Consider the following 13,085-nt stretch of genomic DNA (forward strand, 5'->3'; position numbering starts at 1 on the left):
TTCAGGACGTGGTCCCGCCGGCGCGCTCCCCGCGCCGGCGGGCCATGCGCTCGGCGCGCTCGCGGGCGGCCATCTCCTCGGCCTCGACGACCGTCGGTGCCGTGCCCCCCAGGTGGGCCGGGAGCCACCACCGGTCGTCGTCGTCGGCGGGCTGGTCGGGATAGGCCGCGGCCGCCGCGTTCGCCAGGCCGGTGATGCGGCGGATCAGCTCGTCGGTGACGTCGGCCGGGTCATCATCGGCGTCGTACGGGATCGACGCGCCGCAGGCGATCACGATCGGCACGTTGCGCTGCCAGTTGGGGTCGCGTCCCTTCGTCAGGATGCGCTGGCTGCCCCACACCGCCGCCGGCACGAGCGGAGCGGCAGCGCGCATCGCGATCCTGACCGCACCGGTCTTGGGCCGCGCCGGCACGAAGGATCGGCTGATCGTGCCCTCGGGGAACAGCCCGACGACCTGGCCGGCGCGCAAGGCGTCGACCGCCGTGTCGATGGCGGCGACTGCGCCGCCGAACCGGTCCACTGGCAGGTGGTGCATGCCACGCATCAGGGGGCCCGCCAGCGGGTGGTCGAAGACCTCCCGCTTGGCCATGAACCGCACCAGTCGGTCACGTTCCAGGGCCGCCCGCCCGAGGAAGGCGAAGTCGAGGTAGCCGACGTGGTTGGACGCCAGCACGGCCGGCCCGGTCGCGGGCAGGTGCTCGATGCCGGACGTGTGCACACGCCACCCCATCAGCGCGAACGCGGTGCGCGCGAACGCGACCACCGGGCGGTAGACCAGTTCCATCCTCGTGCGACCTTCCATCGGCCCCTCGCGGGCCGCCCCACCGTAGTATGCGGTCCGTGGGTGACCGCCACGAACGACCGCCCGAGCCGATCCTGCACGTCGACATGGACGCGTTCTACGCGTCGGTCGAGGTGCGCGACGACCCACGGCTGCGCGGGCGACCGGTGATCGTCGGCGGCACCGGTGGGCGCGGTGTCGTCGCGAGTGCGTCATACGAGGCCCGCCGGTTCGGAGTCACGTCGGCCATGCCGGTCAGCCAGGCGCTGCGGCGCTGCCCTTCGGCGGTCGTCATCCCTCCGCGCTTCGACGCATACGGCGCGGCGTCGGACGCGCTGGCCGACATCTTCCGCTCGGTGACGCCCCTGGTCGAGCCGCTGGCGCTGGACGAGGCGTTCCTCGACGTCTCGGGCAGCGCCCGGCTGTTCGGCGCCCCGGTCGACATCGCGGCCGGCCTGCGGCGCCGCATCGCCCAGGAGCTCCACCTGCCGGCCAGCGTCGGCGTCGCGCCGAACAAGTTCCTCGCCAAGCTGTGCAGCCGCCGCGCCAAGCCCGACGGGCTGCTGCACCTCGCGCGTGGCGACGTCGACGCGTTCCTCGTCGGTCTCGACATCGCCGAGCTGCCGGGCGTGGGGGAGCAGACCGCACGACAGCTCGCAGCGGCCGGGATCCACCGTGTCAGCGACCTGCGTGCCGTGGAGGAGCACGCGATCGCCAGGCTGGTCGGGGTCGCGACGGCGCACAGGCTGCGCGAGCTCGCCCACGGTGTGGACGAACGCACCGTCATGGCGGACGTCGCCGCGAAGGGTCTCAGTGCCGAGGAGACGTTCTCGGTGGACCTCGTCGACGTCGCCGAGGTGCGGCACGCGCTCCTCGCGCTGAGCGAGCGCGTCGCCAGACGCCTGCGGGCCGCCGAGGTGCGGGCCCGCACCGTGACGCTCAAGGTGCGCGACGCCGACTTCTCGACCCGTACGCGGTCGCGCACGTTGCCGGTCGCGACCGCCGAGGCGGTCACGCTCCACGCCACCGTCATGGAGCTGCTGCCCACCGCCTGGACGCCGCCCGCGGCGGTGCGCCTGCTCGGCGTCGGTGCCGCGCAGCTGCTCGAGGGCGACCGCGGCGTCCAGCTGGATCTGCTGGACGGTGGACGCTGGAGCGACGCGGAGCGTGTGGCCGATGCCGTCCGCGCCCAGTTCGGACCGGCGGCGCTGATCAGGGGTGCGCTGCTGGACCGGGGGAGGGCCGCGAACAGTGCGCCGTCCCGGGACGACCTACCCCACTGAACGGACCATGGATGGCGTCGATTCCGACCATGCGGAGCGGCTCCACCTGACCAACTTTTGCATCCGCGCTGCGGAATCAGGTGCATGTGGCAGCGTGGTGGGCAACAATACGTAGTGACCGATGACAGCGACGGAGACGCGATGGCCCTCTCGGATCGTGAGCGGCAGATCCTCAGCGACATCGAAGCGCGGTTGCGCGAGGATGACCCGAAACTCGCGAAGGCCGTCGGTACGAAGACGGTCTCGTCGGAGGCGAGACGCAGGGTCAAGCTCGCGGCCGCCGGGTTCGTGCTCGGGTTCGTCGTGATGCTGTTCTTCGTCCAGAGCCTCTGGTTCGGAGTCGCCGGGTTCGCCATCATGCTGGCGACCGCGGTGTACGGCGGACAGACCCTGAAGCAGCTCGGGCAGCAGCAGACCAACAAGCTCGGCGGGCAGCTGCGCGAGGGGTTCGACCGCTACTTCCAGGACCGGCGGCGCCGCGACGAGCTCGACCGCTGACCTGACCGCCCGCGGCTCAGGCCGCATTTGCCGGTTCCGACTGGCGGGCGGCCCGACTGCGTCCTTCTAGCGCCGCCGCCAGCGTCGCAGTCGTTCCCATCCGGCAGCGGCGTCGCCGCGCGCGTGAATCAGGGCCCGTCGCCACCAGGCGTGCCCCTCGAGCAGGTGCGCCGTCAGCGCGCCGCCCGCCTCCTCCGCACGCACCGCCACGTCATCGGCGACGCTGGGGGCGTACCGGGCGACCGTCACCGCCGCGGCGAGCTCGCGCGCGTTGTCGTCGTCGGGCGCCAACCGTTGCAGGTACTCGTGATCGGTCTCCCACGACGGCGCCGGCGTTCCGAGGCCACGACCCAGCCGACCGATGCGTTCGCGGACGGCCAGCACGCGTCCTGACGGGCTGCTCGTGGCATCCGCCGCCCTGCGGCCCAGCAGGACGAGCAGCACCAGCGCCGCGAGCGTCGTCAGAGCCACCGTCAGCAGCAGGGACGGCCGCGCCAGGCGGGTGACCGGGCCCGCGCCGCCGCCGATGAGCCCGGCCGTGCCACCCTGCGCCTCGCGCGCAGCCTGGTTCTGCAGCGCCTCGCGTTCGTCGAAGATGTCGAAGTTGGGCGATTCGCCGCTGCCGTCGGTCGTCGTCTGCTGCGGCGCCTGCAACGTCTGGCTCGGCACCGGATCGGCCACGCTGGGGACCAGCACGTTGCCGTCCGACCGCGGCGTGGGTTCGAACGCGACCCACGAGCCACCGAATCGCACCTCGACCCACGCGTGGGCGTTGGCCCAGCTCACCGTCCACAGCGTCGGATCGTCTGGGTCGACGGTGCCCGGCGTGAAGCCGACGGCGACACGTGCCGGGATGCCGAGCGTGCGCAGCATCACCGCCATGGTGCCGGCGAACTGCTCGCAGTAGCCCACGCGCTGCTCGAGGAACGTGCGCATCGCGACGCCGCTGTGCCCGGCGGGAGGCTGGAGCGAGTACTCCCACGTCCGCAGCTCGTTCTGGATCGCCAGCGCTTGCTGGAACGGCGACTCGGCGCCCGCGTCCGCGACGATCCGGCGCGCCAGCTCGTTGACCTCCGGCGGTACCGGGTCCGGCAGCGCCGTCAGGTGCGGCGGTGCGGGAGCGTCCATCGACATGAGCACATCCGGGTTGATGCGCGCGCGGCCGGCGTCCACGGCGTAACGCTGCCCGGTCTGCAGCCGGTCGTCGCCGAAGGTGAACGTCGAGGTGCGCTGGTCGTACCGCGGCGTGATTTCGCCGGGCGGTTCGAACCGGGTCGGCCCGATCGGTGTGGGAACCAGGACACCGTCGGTCACGTCGACGACCTCGATGCGCACCCGGTTGGTGTTGGCCGTGAACACCCCGCCGGGCACGTACCCGCCGGTGCGCAGTGGCCGCGGCTCGATGCCGGAGGTCTCCCAGACCTCGGCCTCGGAGTAGACATCGAGGGCCGTCGACCGCAGGTACACCGGTTCCGGTGAGCGCACCTGCAGGACCGCACCCGGGTCGGTGGCGACGAGGTTGGCGCGGAGCTGCACGATGGGGTTGTCGGTCAGCGTCGTCGTCGCCCGGGCGCGCAGCTCGTACCAGGGTGGGTCGCCGAAGCCGGGCAGCATGCCGGCCAGCAGCGCGCCGGCCAGCAGCGCACACACCGCGAGCGCCGCGCCCGACGACTGCCGTCCCGCCTGCGTCGTGACGGGCTGCCGGTGGCCGCCCGGCGTGACCTGCGGGCCCCACCGGACGAAGTCGCGCTCCGCCTGCGCGTGCAGCATGGCGGCCCCTGCCAGCAGCAACGGGGCGGCCAGCAGCCACGGCGCGTCACCGCCGGGCACGATCGCCAGCGGCACGATCCACAGGGTGGCGGCGCACACGACCGCCTTGCCCGGTGCCTCGAGGCGCAGCGCCAGCACGTCGATGCTCGCGGCGACCCACCAGACACCGCTGACTCCGAGCAGGAGCAACGGCACCTCCGGATAGACCGGGGCCGGCAGGACGGCCACGCGCTCGACGGCGATGACGCCCACGCGGATGGCCAGGCGGACGGACTCCGTTGTCGGCAGCCCCGCCCACAACGTGGACGGCAGCAGTGTGAAGGCCGCGAACCACAGCCACGCCACCACCTGCAGCCCTACGCCCCACCACCACCGCAGACGCAGTTGGCGGGCCAGCAGCGAGATCCCCACCGGCAGGAGACCCGCCAGCACCAGCGGAGCGAACCACTCGCCGGTGATGAACACGCGTCCGAACGGCAGGGTCGCCGCGAACACGAGCGCGGCCACCCGCAGGGTGCCTGCGAGGTCGACGGACCGGGACGGCGGGGTGGATCGTGGGCGCGCCCGGGCCCGTCGGTCCCCGGCCGGACGATCGAGCAGCGTCGTCATCTGCGCGCTCCTGTCAGCCGGCCGATGTCGGCGCCGACCATCGCGCGCCGCCACACCTCGGCCAGCGCCACGCCGGGCTCGGCCACGGCGACCTGCCACCCTGCGAAGCGCAGCAGTCGGGCCATGGTCGTGCAGCGGTCGGTGTCGTTGTGTGCCACGATCAGGGCTACGCGCGTGCGGTATCCCCGGCCGGCCTGCTGCAACGCCCGGAGGTCGGCATCGTCGGCGAGGTGGGCGTCGCCGTCGTCGGCATCGCCTGCGGCGCCGGTCGGGCGGCGCGGTGGCCGCACGACGGCGACCAGGAGGCCCTCACCGGCGTCGCCGACAGCGCGCATCGCGGTGACCGGCGACCGCTCCCTGCCCGGCGTCACCTCCGCCAGGCGGACCAGGGAGGCGTCGAGCCCCTCCAACTCGTCGGTGCGTGGCGCGCCCTCGGTGACCAGGTGCAGCTGGTAATGGCAGCGCCGCAGGTGCGTCAGCACGCTGGCCGCCACAGACACGGCGCGTTCGAAGGTCGATCGGTCACCTGCGCCCACGTGCACACCGATCCTGACGTCGACGTACACCACCGCACGTGCCTGCCACGGCAGCTCGTGCTGGCGGATCATCAACGTGCCCCTGCGCGCCGTCGACGGCCAGTGCACGTGTCGCAGGTCATCGCCGACGACGTACTCGCGCATCGTGTGGAACTCGTCGCCGCGATGGAAGGCCCGTTGCGACGGGCTCGTGTCCGCGCCCTGGCGCATCCCGTGTGCGTCGCCGGCGGTGAGCGGCTCGACCGCGGGGAACACGATCACCTCGTTGGTCGAGCGGTAGCGACGCGACCGCTCCGCCAGCCCGAAGGGATCACGCAGGCGGATGCGCACCGGCCCGATGGTGAACCGGCCACGCCGCCTCCCGACCGCGTGCCAGCGCAGCTCCGCGACACGACGGGGCCGCAGGCCACGCACGACGAAGCGCGCCGCCTCGTCGTCGCCGGCCATCCCGTCCGGCCGCCGATCCTCGACGAGCAGCAGCGATGCCGGCAGCCTGCCGTCGTTGCGCAACGCGACCTCGACCGGTACGCGCTCGCCCCGATGGACGTGCCGTGCGACGGCGGTGCGCCGGACGGCGATGCGCGCACTGGAGACGCGTGTGGCGACGATCGCGAGCGCGGTGAGGGCGACGATGGCGCCACTGATGACGTACAACTCGTCGACGCCGAGGAACCGCCCCAGGGCCCATGCTGCGACGGCGACGCCGCACAGCGCGATGCCCCGTGCGGTCAACATCAGCCGGACGGGATCGGGACCGAGCCCAGCAGGCTCTCGATGACGTCACCGGCGGTGCGGTCGTGCAGCTGTGCCTCCGCCGACAGGATCATCCGGTGCGACAGGACCGGTCGGGCAAGGCGCTTGACGTCGTCGGCGGTGACGTAGCCGCGTCCCTCCGTCGCCGCCAGCGCGCGGGATGCGCGGAGCAGGCCGACCGACGCGCGTGGCGACGCTCCGAGCGTGATGTCACCATGCTCGCGCGTGGCCCGGGTGAGGTCGACGATGTACCGGCGCACCGGTGGCGCGGCGTGGACCTCGGTGCACGCCGAGATCATCGCGGCGATCGACCGCGCGTCGGTGACGGATGGCAGGTCGCCCAGACGGTCGCCCCTGCTGTGCTCGTCGAGGACCGCGAGCTCCTCGTTGACCGAGGGGTACCCGATCGACACCCGCATCAGGAAGCGGTCCCGCTGGGCCTCGGGGAGGGGGTAGGTGCCCTCGAGCTCGACCGGGTTCTGGGTGGCGATGACCATGAACGGCACGGCCAGCTCGTAGGTGACGCCGTCGACGGTGACCGTTCGCTCCTGCATCGCCTCCAGCAGGGCGGACTGCGTCTTGGGCCCGGCACGGTTGATCTCGTCGCCGAGCACGAGGTTGGCGAACACCGCCCCCGGCTTGAACTCGAAGTCGTCGCGGTGCTGGCTGTAGACCGTCACACCTGTGATGTCGCTGGGCAGCAGGTCGGGCGTGAACTGGATGCGCCGCACGCTGCAGGAGATCGACCGGGCGATGGCGCGGGCCAGGAGCGTCTTGCCGACGCCCGGGACGTCCTCGATCAGCAGGTGTCCCTCGGCCAGCAACGTCACGAGCGCCAGCGTCACGGTCTCGTCATCGCCCTCGAAGACGCGCTCGACGTTGTGACGGATCTGTGTGAAGTCGTGTGCGACCGCGTCGGGCTCGAGCGCCGCGGAACGCTCAGTTGTCAATAGCCGACCTCGTGCTGTAGGTGACCCTGCCACACCTGCGCTGGCAGCGCGGGATCCGTACGGCAGTGTATCGTCCCCCGCGTCGTGGAACGGTCCGTCGGCCACCAAGATTGCGTACGTCAACCGATCGCCCGTGGTGCCGCTGGGGCCGAGCGCATCGGTACCATGACAGTCGAGATGAGCGTTCCCTCCGATCCCGACCCGGGCGGCGTCACCGACGTCCCGTCGGCTGCGGACGGCGGTGACGACGACGCGCTCGACGGGCGACGCTCGGCGCCGACGGCTGCCCGGCTGCGGCGCGCCGCGATCGCGGCGTTCGAGGACCACGGGTGGCAGGCGACCCGCGTCGCCGACATCACACGGCAGGCCGGCGTCAGCCATGGGACGTTCTACACCTACTACGAGAACAAGGTCGCGCTGGCGGAGGACCTGATCCGCACCAGCATGGGCGACCTCATGGCGCTGGCCAGCGAGCCGTGGAAGGCCGACGACGTCCGCGGTGCGCTGGAGCGCGTCATCGGCGGCTTCCTCGACGTGTACCAGCGCGACCGTGTGGTCCTGCGGACCTGGCTGGAGGCGGCGCGCGAGAACCGACGCATCTCGGTGCGCTACCTCGCCGCGCGGGCGGCGTTCGTCGACCGCGTCTCCGAGCACGTCGCCGCCGTCGTGGCGGCATCGGGCCGCGCCGACCAGCCGCCGCCGCGGGCTGTCGCGTCCGCACTGGTCGCGATGGTCGAGCACTTCGCCTACTGCTGGGCGGTGCTCGGCGAGGACCACGACCGTGATGACGCCGTCGCTTCGCTCGTCCTCATCTGGGGCAGCACGCTCAACGAGATCGCCGGCTTCCCGGTGGTGTGACCAGGCGGTCCCGGTGGAGCGTCGTTGGTACAGTGGCGCGGCTGTGTCAGACGCCTACCTGGGAGCACGCAGGCGGTGGCCGTCTCTCAACTGCAGGGGCATCAGCGGACGACCGGCGGCGCCAACGGGGCCGGACCGGCACCGTCGTCCCATGCCGTGCGAACGGTGTCGTCCCACGCACTCGTGCTCAACGCCAGCATGGAGCCGCTGTGCGTCGTGTCGACGCGGCGCGCGGTCGTGCTGCTGCTGAGCCAGAAGGCGGACATGCTGCACGCCGGCGAGGGGCAGTTCCGCGCTGAGCGTACGGCGTTACCCGCGCCGTCGGTCGTCCGGCTCCGCCGGTACGTCCACGTCCCGTATCGACGCCGCGCGGCACTCAGCCGACGCGGCGTCTTCCTTCGTGACGGCGGGCACTGCCAGTACTGCGGTCGCGCCGCGGAGAACGTGGACCACGTCGTGCCGCGCAGTCGCGGGGGGCCGCACGTGTGGGAGAACGTCGTCGCCGCCTGCGAGCGCTGCAACGCCCAGAAGAAGGACCGCACGCCCGACGAGGCGGGCATGGCGCTCGTGCGCCGCCCGTATGCACCCCGCGCCGCGTTCTGGCTGGTGGTCGCCGTCGGCACGGTCGATCCGCGCTGGGCGCCCTACATGTCCGACGTCATCGCGCCGTAGCCTGCGGCGCGACCGCCGGCGTCCGACGGTGGACGGCACCCGGCGGCACGGTCACCTGACCGGCACCGCCTCCGGATGGGTCGCGTCGCCATCCGGGACGCTCCACATCGCTCCACTCCGAGTGTCCGAGGCGCCCCATCGGGCGTAGCGCCGGCGCCGGACAAGCCCTGATGGCCAGGTCGCCGGCCCTCGACCACGGTCGTCGAGGGCCCGACCGGGCATCGGACGCAGAGGTCCTCCACTTCTCACCACCGCGCTGACCTGCGCACTTGTCTGAACGGGTCCGTGAAATCGATGGATTGGTGGAGAGGGTGCATTGACAAGTGGAGGAAAGTGGAGCAATGTGGGGTATACAGGAGGACAGGGGCGCGCCGAACGGGGCGGGCGGCAACCGACGACGCGGTCCGCACCGCTCGGCGCCACCGGAGAGCAGAAGGCACCAGGGGAGTGGCCACCGACGGCGGGATGTTCCTCGGCGAGTACCAACACTCGCTGGACCCCAAGGGACGGGTCATCTTCCCGGCTGCCTACCGCGACCAGCTCGGAGAAGGGCTCGTCATGACCGTCGGCGTGGACAACTGCATCACCGTCCACCCCGCGCTGGAGTGGGAACGGGTCATCAGCGGCCTGCGTCGGCTGCGTTCGACGGACCGCCGGGAGCGGATGTTCGCCCGGATGATGACGTCGATGGCCCACCCCGACGAACTGGACCGTCAGGGTCGTGTGACCATCCCGGCGCGCCTGCGCCAGTACGCCGACCTCGATCGCGATGTCACTGTGGTGGGTGCCGACACAAGGATCGAGCTGTGGGACACCGCGCGGTGGGAGTCCTACCGCGACCAGGCAATGGCCGACTTCGCCCAGACCGACAGCCCCTTCGACCTGGGCGGGTTCTAGATGCTCGGGCTGCGGACACCACACGAGCCCGGGGAGAGGGCGAGCGAAGCGAGCCGGGGGGCGGGGACGACAAGTGAGGTGACGCCACCGATGGACGCGCCAGCGCACGAGCCGGTGCTCGTCGCCGACGTGGTCCGCCTGCTCGCCGTCCGGGACGGTCCGGCGATCATCGTCGACACCACCATCGGGATGGGTGGGCACGCGACGGCGCTGCTGGCCGCCAGCGCGGACGACGTGACGCTCGTCGGCTTCGACCGGGATCCTGAGGCGCTCGAGCTCGCTGGACGCCGCCTGGCGGCCTTCAGACCCCGCGCGCACCTGATCCACGACACGTACGACGAGCTGGGCGAGCACGTCGCGCCGCTGACGGACGACCACGGACCCGTGCGGGCGGTCCTGTACGACCTGGGAGTCTCGTCGCTGCAGCTCGACCGCGGGGCCCGTGGGTTCTCGTTCCGTCAGGACGCGCCGCTCGACATGCGCATGGACCCGACGACGGGGCGCACGGCCGCCGACATCGTGAACACCGCGTCCGTCGACCAGCTGCGCGATCTGCTGCGCGACCTCGGCGAGGAGCGTCATGCGGGCCGCATCGCGCGCGCGATCGTCGCCGGCCGTCCGCTGCACACGACGGTGGCACTCGCCGAGGTGGTGTCCGACGCGGTGCCGGCGGCGGCGCGTCGAGGCCCGCGCCATCCGGCCACCCGCACGTTCCAGGCCCTGCGCATCGCGGTGAACGACGAGCTCGACCGCTTCCGTGCCTCCCTTCCCCAGGCACTGGAGCTCGCGGCACCGGTCACGCCGTCCGACGTCGGCGGCCGGATCGCGGTGTTGAGCTACCACTCGCTGGAGGACCGCATCGCGAAGCGGGTCTTCGCCGACGCCGTGACCGCGTGCGTGTGCCCGCCCGGCCTGCCCGTGTGCGGCTGCGGGCGGCGGGCATGGGCCCGTGCGTTGACACGCGGTGTCGTCCGCCCGGACGACGCCGAGATCGCGCGCAACCCCAGGGCGCGCAGCGCCAGGCTCCGTGCGGTCGAGATGATCGCGCCCGATCCGTGGGAGGGCGACTGATGTCTGCCGCACCACTCCGCCTCATCCGCGGTCAGCGCTCGTCGACGCGTCCGTCGCTACAGGTCGTCATGTCCAACCCACGGTCGTCGCGGTTGGCGCTCGTGCTGCTGGTGATCGCTGCGATCGGCGTCTTCGCGGTCGTGAGCGTCGGTGCCAAGACCGCCGAGGCGGCCGTGCAGGTGCGCAGCCTCTCCGGCGAGGTCGACGAGCTCAAGCAGCGCTATGAGATCCTGACCGCCGAGGTTGCCGAGCTCGAGTCGCCCGAGCGCATCCGCCGTTACGCGGTGGACGAGATCGGCATGGTCGAACCGAACGGGCGGCAGTTCCTCGTCGTCGACGCCCGTGGCCGCTTCGCCCTGCACGATCCCGTGGTCTCCGGACAGGTCGACACGGACTTCACCGACAAGGTGAAGCAGGTGCTGGCCACGCAGCCGTGACGACGCTGGGCACGCGCGGGCCGCGGCGCGGGCGCGCCGGCCGGCCCGTCGGGTCCCACCCGTCGGGGACGCGCTCCGTCGCCGACCGCGGAGCCACGGAGCGGCGCACGACCGGCTCGCGGACGGCGAGGGATCGAGGCGCGAACGGTCGCCGCCGTGCCGTCCCGGCGTTGCGTGACGCACGCAGCTCGCGGCGGCTGCGCACGGCCCTGGCGCTGTACCTCGTGATCACGCTGGCGCTGGGCTGGCGGCTGGTCGACATCCAGGTGCTCTCCGCGCCCGCGTACCGCGAGATGGCGCGCCGTCAGACCGAGCGCGACCTCGAGCTGCCCGCCGAGCGTGGCAAGGTGTATGACCGCACCGGCGAGCCGCTCGCACTGTCGCTTCCGACGGCGACGATCGTCGCCAACCCGCGCCAGATCGCCGACGCCGGCGACAAGGTCGACGTGGCCGGGATCGCGAGGAGCCTGTCCCGGCTGCTGCCGGTCGCCACGGACGAGGTCGAGGCCCAGCTGCGGCAGGATCGGGGCTTCGTCTACATCGCACGGCAGCAGCCGTACGAGCTGGGGGACCGGGTCGCTGAGCTGGACCTTGTGGGCATCCAGGTGTTCGACGAACCGAGGCGGACCTACCCCGCCGGACCGTTGGCCGCGCAGATCGTGGGGTTCGCCGGCACCGACAACGTCGGTCTGTCCGGCCTCGAGCGGCAGTACGACGCGCTGCTGGCCGGGATGCCCGGCCGGATGGTGGCGCAGCGGGCGCCACAGGGCCTGGAGATCAGCTCCGCACCGCGCATCGGCGAGCTGCCCGTGGCCGGAACGGATCTCGTGCTCACCCTCGACAGCGAGGTGCAGGCGACCACCGAACGGTTGCTTGCCACGGGTGTCAAGACGTACCGGGCCAAGGGTGCGTCAGCGGTCGTGATCGATGTGGAGACCAGCGAGATCCTCGCGATGGCGTCGTTGCCGACCTACGAGGCCGAGCGGATCGGGTCCGCGTCCGAGTACGCACGGCGCAACAGGGCCGTGACCGACGCGTTCGAGCCGGGCAGCGTCAACAAGGCGGTCACCGTCGCCGCCGCGCTGGAAGAGGGCCTCGTCAGGCCGCGGACGCGCCTGCAGATCGGCGCGACTCACACCGTCGGCGGCAAGACCTTCACGGACTCGCACGCGGTCGGCAGGGCGACCGTCGCAGAGATCGTGCGCGACTCGTCGAACATCGGCAGCATCAAGCTCGCGCAGCGGCTGGGGCCGGAGCGCCTGCACGCCTACCTGCGCCGGTTCGGCTACGGGAGGGCGACGGCGCTGGCGTTCCCCGGTGAGACGGACGGACTGCTCGCCGACGTCGACGGCTGGTCGGGCACCAGTCTGCCGACGATCGCGATCGGTCACGGCGTCGCCGCGAGCCTGCTGCAGGTCGCGCAGGTCTATGCGACGATTGCGCGCAGCGGCGTGGCGGTCGATCCGGTGCTGGTGCGCGGCACGGTCGGCAGCGACGGTGAGCTGCAGCCGGCCGCGCCGCCCGAGCGGCGGAGGGTCGTGTCGAGCCGCACGGCACGGCGGCTGTCGAAGATGCTGGCCGACGTGGTCGCGGACGGTACGGGCACCAACGCCGCAGTCCCCGGCTACGAGGTCGCCGGCAAGACCGGGACGGCGCTGAAGCCCCGCGAGGGTGCGCCCGGGTACCGCGCGGGCGTCTACATCAGCAGCTTCGTCGGCTACGCCCCCGCCGACCGGCCGGAGGTGGTTGTGGCCGTGTCGGTGGACGAACCGCGGCGCGGCCAGTACGGCGGTGCCACGGCGGCGCCGCTGTTCAGCGAGCTGATGCGATTCACGCTCGGCCACCGCCGCGTCCCGCCCAGTGAGCCTGACGCCCTCGACCCGGATGGTCCTGACGTGTAGGACCGCGACGTTGACGCAGATCGGAGGAACGTGATGACGACGTCGGTGATCGCGCCGCCGACCACTGCG

At 72.3% G+C, this 13,085-nt stretch carries 12 protein-coding genes; 8 read left to right on the plus strand and 4 right to left on the minus strand.

All coding sequences use genetic code 11. The annotated features are described in order from the left end of the window. Position 1: 1 nt before the first annotated feature. Positions 2 to 784, minus strand: a complete 783-nt coding sequence (locus VFZ70_02085; protein HEX6254577.1) for a lysophospholipid acyltransferase family protein — start codon at positions 782 to 784, stop codon at positions 2 to 4. A gap of 56 nt (positions 785 to 840) precedes the next feature. Between VFZ70_02085 and VFZ70_02090 the strand changes: the two genes are divergently transcribed. Both VFZ70_02090 and VFZ70_02095 read left to right on the plus strand, forming a co-directional pair. Beyond that, positions 841 to 2,064, plus strand: coding sequence for a DNA polymerase IV (locus VFZ70_02090; GenBank protein ID HEX6254578.1), 1,224 nt, complete (start codon positions 841 to 843; stop codon positions 2,062 to 2,064). A gap of 141 nt (positions 2,065 to 2,205) precedes the next feature. Then, the gene (locus tag VFZ70_02095; protein HEX6254579.1) at positions 2,206 to 2,562 is read left to right on the plus strand and encodes a DUF3040 domain-containing protein; all 357 of its coding nucleotides are present in this window, start codon (positions 2,206 to 2,208) and stop codon (positions 2,560 to 2,562) included. Positions 2,563 to 2,628: 66 nt separating this feature from the next. On the opposite strand, the gene VFZ70_02100 is transcribed toward VFZ70_02095, so the two are convergent. The 3 genes from VFZ70_02100 to VFZ70_02110 are packed head-to-tail and all read right to left on the minus strand — an operon-like array spanning position 2,629 to position 7,180. Further along, positions 2,629 to 4,941 carry a transglutaminaseTgpA domain-containing protein gene (locus VFZ70_02100; protein HEX6254580.1) on the minus strand — a complete coding sequence of 771 codons (2,313 nt, stop codon included), beginning with the start codon at positions 4,939 to 4,941 and terminating at the stop codon, positions 2,629 to 2,631. Next, positions 4,938 to 6,212 carry a DUF58 domain-containing protein gene (locus VFZ70_02105; GenBank protein HEX6254581.1) on the minus strand — a complete coding sequence of 425 codons (1,275 nt, stop codon included), beginning with the start codon at positions 6,210 to 6,212 and terminating at the stop codon, positions 4,938 to 4,940. Before VFZ70_02105 ends, VFZ70_02100 begins: the two co-directional genes overlap by 4 nt. Then, on the minus strand, positions 6,212 to 7,180 hold the full coding sequence (locus VFZ70_02110; GenBank protein ID HEX6254582.1) for a MoxR family ATPase: 969 nt from the start codon (positions 7,178 to 7,180) through the stop codon (positions 6,212 to 6,214). Before VFZ70_02110 ends, VFZ70_02105 begins: the two co-directional genes overlap by 1 nt. A gap of 177 nt (positions 7,181 to 7,357) precedes the next feature. On the opposite strand from VFZ70_02110, the gene VFZ70_02115 reads away from it, so the two are divergent. The 6 genes from VFZ70_02115 (at position 7,358) to VFZ70_02140 (ending at position 13,016) form a co-directional block, all read left to right on the plus strand. Beyond that, positions 7,358 to 8,038, plus strand: a complete 681-nt coding sequence (locus VFZ70_02115) for a TetR/AcrR family transcriptional regulator (protein HEX6254583.1) — start codon at positions 7,358 to 7,360, stop codon at positions 8,036 to 8,038. 165 nt (positions 8,039 to 8,203) lie between these two features. Beyond that, positions 8,204 to 8,710 carry an HNH endonuclease gene (locus VFZ70_02120; protein HEX6254584.1) on the plus strand — a complete coding sequence of 169 codons (507 nt, stop codon included), beginning with the start codon at positions 8,204 to 8,206 and terminating at the stop codon, positions 8,708 to 8,710. Positions 8,711 to 9,157: 447 nt separating this feature from the next. After that, the gene (gene mraZ / locus VFZ70_02125) at positions 9,158 to 9,607 is read left to right on the plus strand and encodes a division/cell wall cluster transcriptional repressor MraZ (protein ID HEX6254585.1); all 450 of its coding nucleotides are present in this window, start codon (positions 9,158 to 9,160) and stop codon (positions 9,605 to 9,607) included. A gap of 90 nt (positions 9,608 to 9,697) precedes the next feature. Beyond that, positions 9,698 to 10,678, plus strand: a complete 981-nt coding sequence (gene rsmH, locus VFZ70_02130; GenBank protein HEX6254586.1) for a 16S rRNA (cytosine(1402)-N(4))-methyltransferase RsmH — start codon at positions 9,698 to 9,700, stop codon at positions 10,676 to 10,678. Next, on the plus strand, positions 10,678 to 11,115 hold the full coding sequence (locus VFZ70_02135; protein HEX6254587.1) for a cell division protein FtsL: 438 nt from the start codon (positions 10,678 to 10,680) through the stop codon (positions 11,113 to 11,115). The genes rsmH and VFZ70_02135 overlap by 1 nt, the downstream gene beginning before the upstream one ends. 170 nt (positions 11,116 to 11,285) lie before the next feature. Next, positions 11,286 to 13,016: a penicillin-binding protein 2 gene (locus tag VFZ70_02140; GenBank protein ID HEX6254588.1), complete on the plus strand. Its 1,731-nt coding sequence runs from the start codon at positions 11,286 to 11,288 to the stop codon at positions 13,014 to 13,016. Positions 13,017 to 13,085: the final 69 nt, after the last annotated feature.

Source organism: Euzebyales bacterium, from assembly GCA_036374135.1.
GTDB lineage: Bacteria > Actinomycetota > Nitriliruptoria > Euzebyales > JAHELV01 > JAHELV01.

Bases quoted from the DNA above. Each gene is read 5' to 3' on its own strand.
- VFZ70_02085 (HEX6254577.1), bottom strand. From the start codon at position 784: ATGGAACTGGTCTACCGCCCGGTGGTCGCGTTCGCGCGCACCGCGTTC.
- VFZ70_02095 (HEX6254579.1), top strand. From the start codon at position 2,206: ATGGCCCTCTCGGATCGTGAGCGGCAGATCCTCAGCGACATCGAAGCG.
- VFZ70_02100 (HEX6254580.1), bottom strand. From the start codon at position 4,941: ATGACGACGCTGCTCGATCGTCCGGCCGGGGACCGACGGGCCCGGGCG.
- VFZ70_02105 (HEX6254581.1), bottom strand. From the start codon at position 6,212: ATGTTGACCGCACGGGGCATCGCGCTGTGCGGCGTCGCCGTCGCAGCA.
- VFZ70_02115 (HEX6254583.1), top strand. From the start codon at position 7,358: ATGAGCGTTCCCTCCGATCCCGACCCGGGCGGCGTCACCGACGTCCCG.
- rsmH (HEX6254586.1), top strand. From the start codon at position 9,698: ATGGACGCGCCAGCGCACGAGCCGGTGCTCGTCGCCGACGTGGTCCGC.
- VFZ70_02135 (HEX6254587.1), top strand. From the start codon at position 10,678: ATGTCTGCCGCACCACTCCGCCTCATCCGCGGTCAGCGCTCGTCGACG.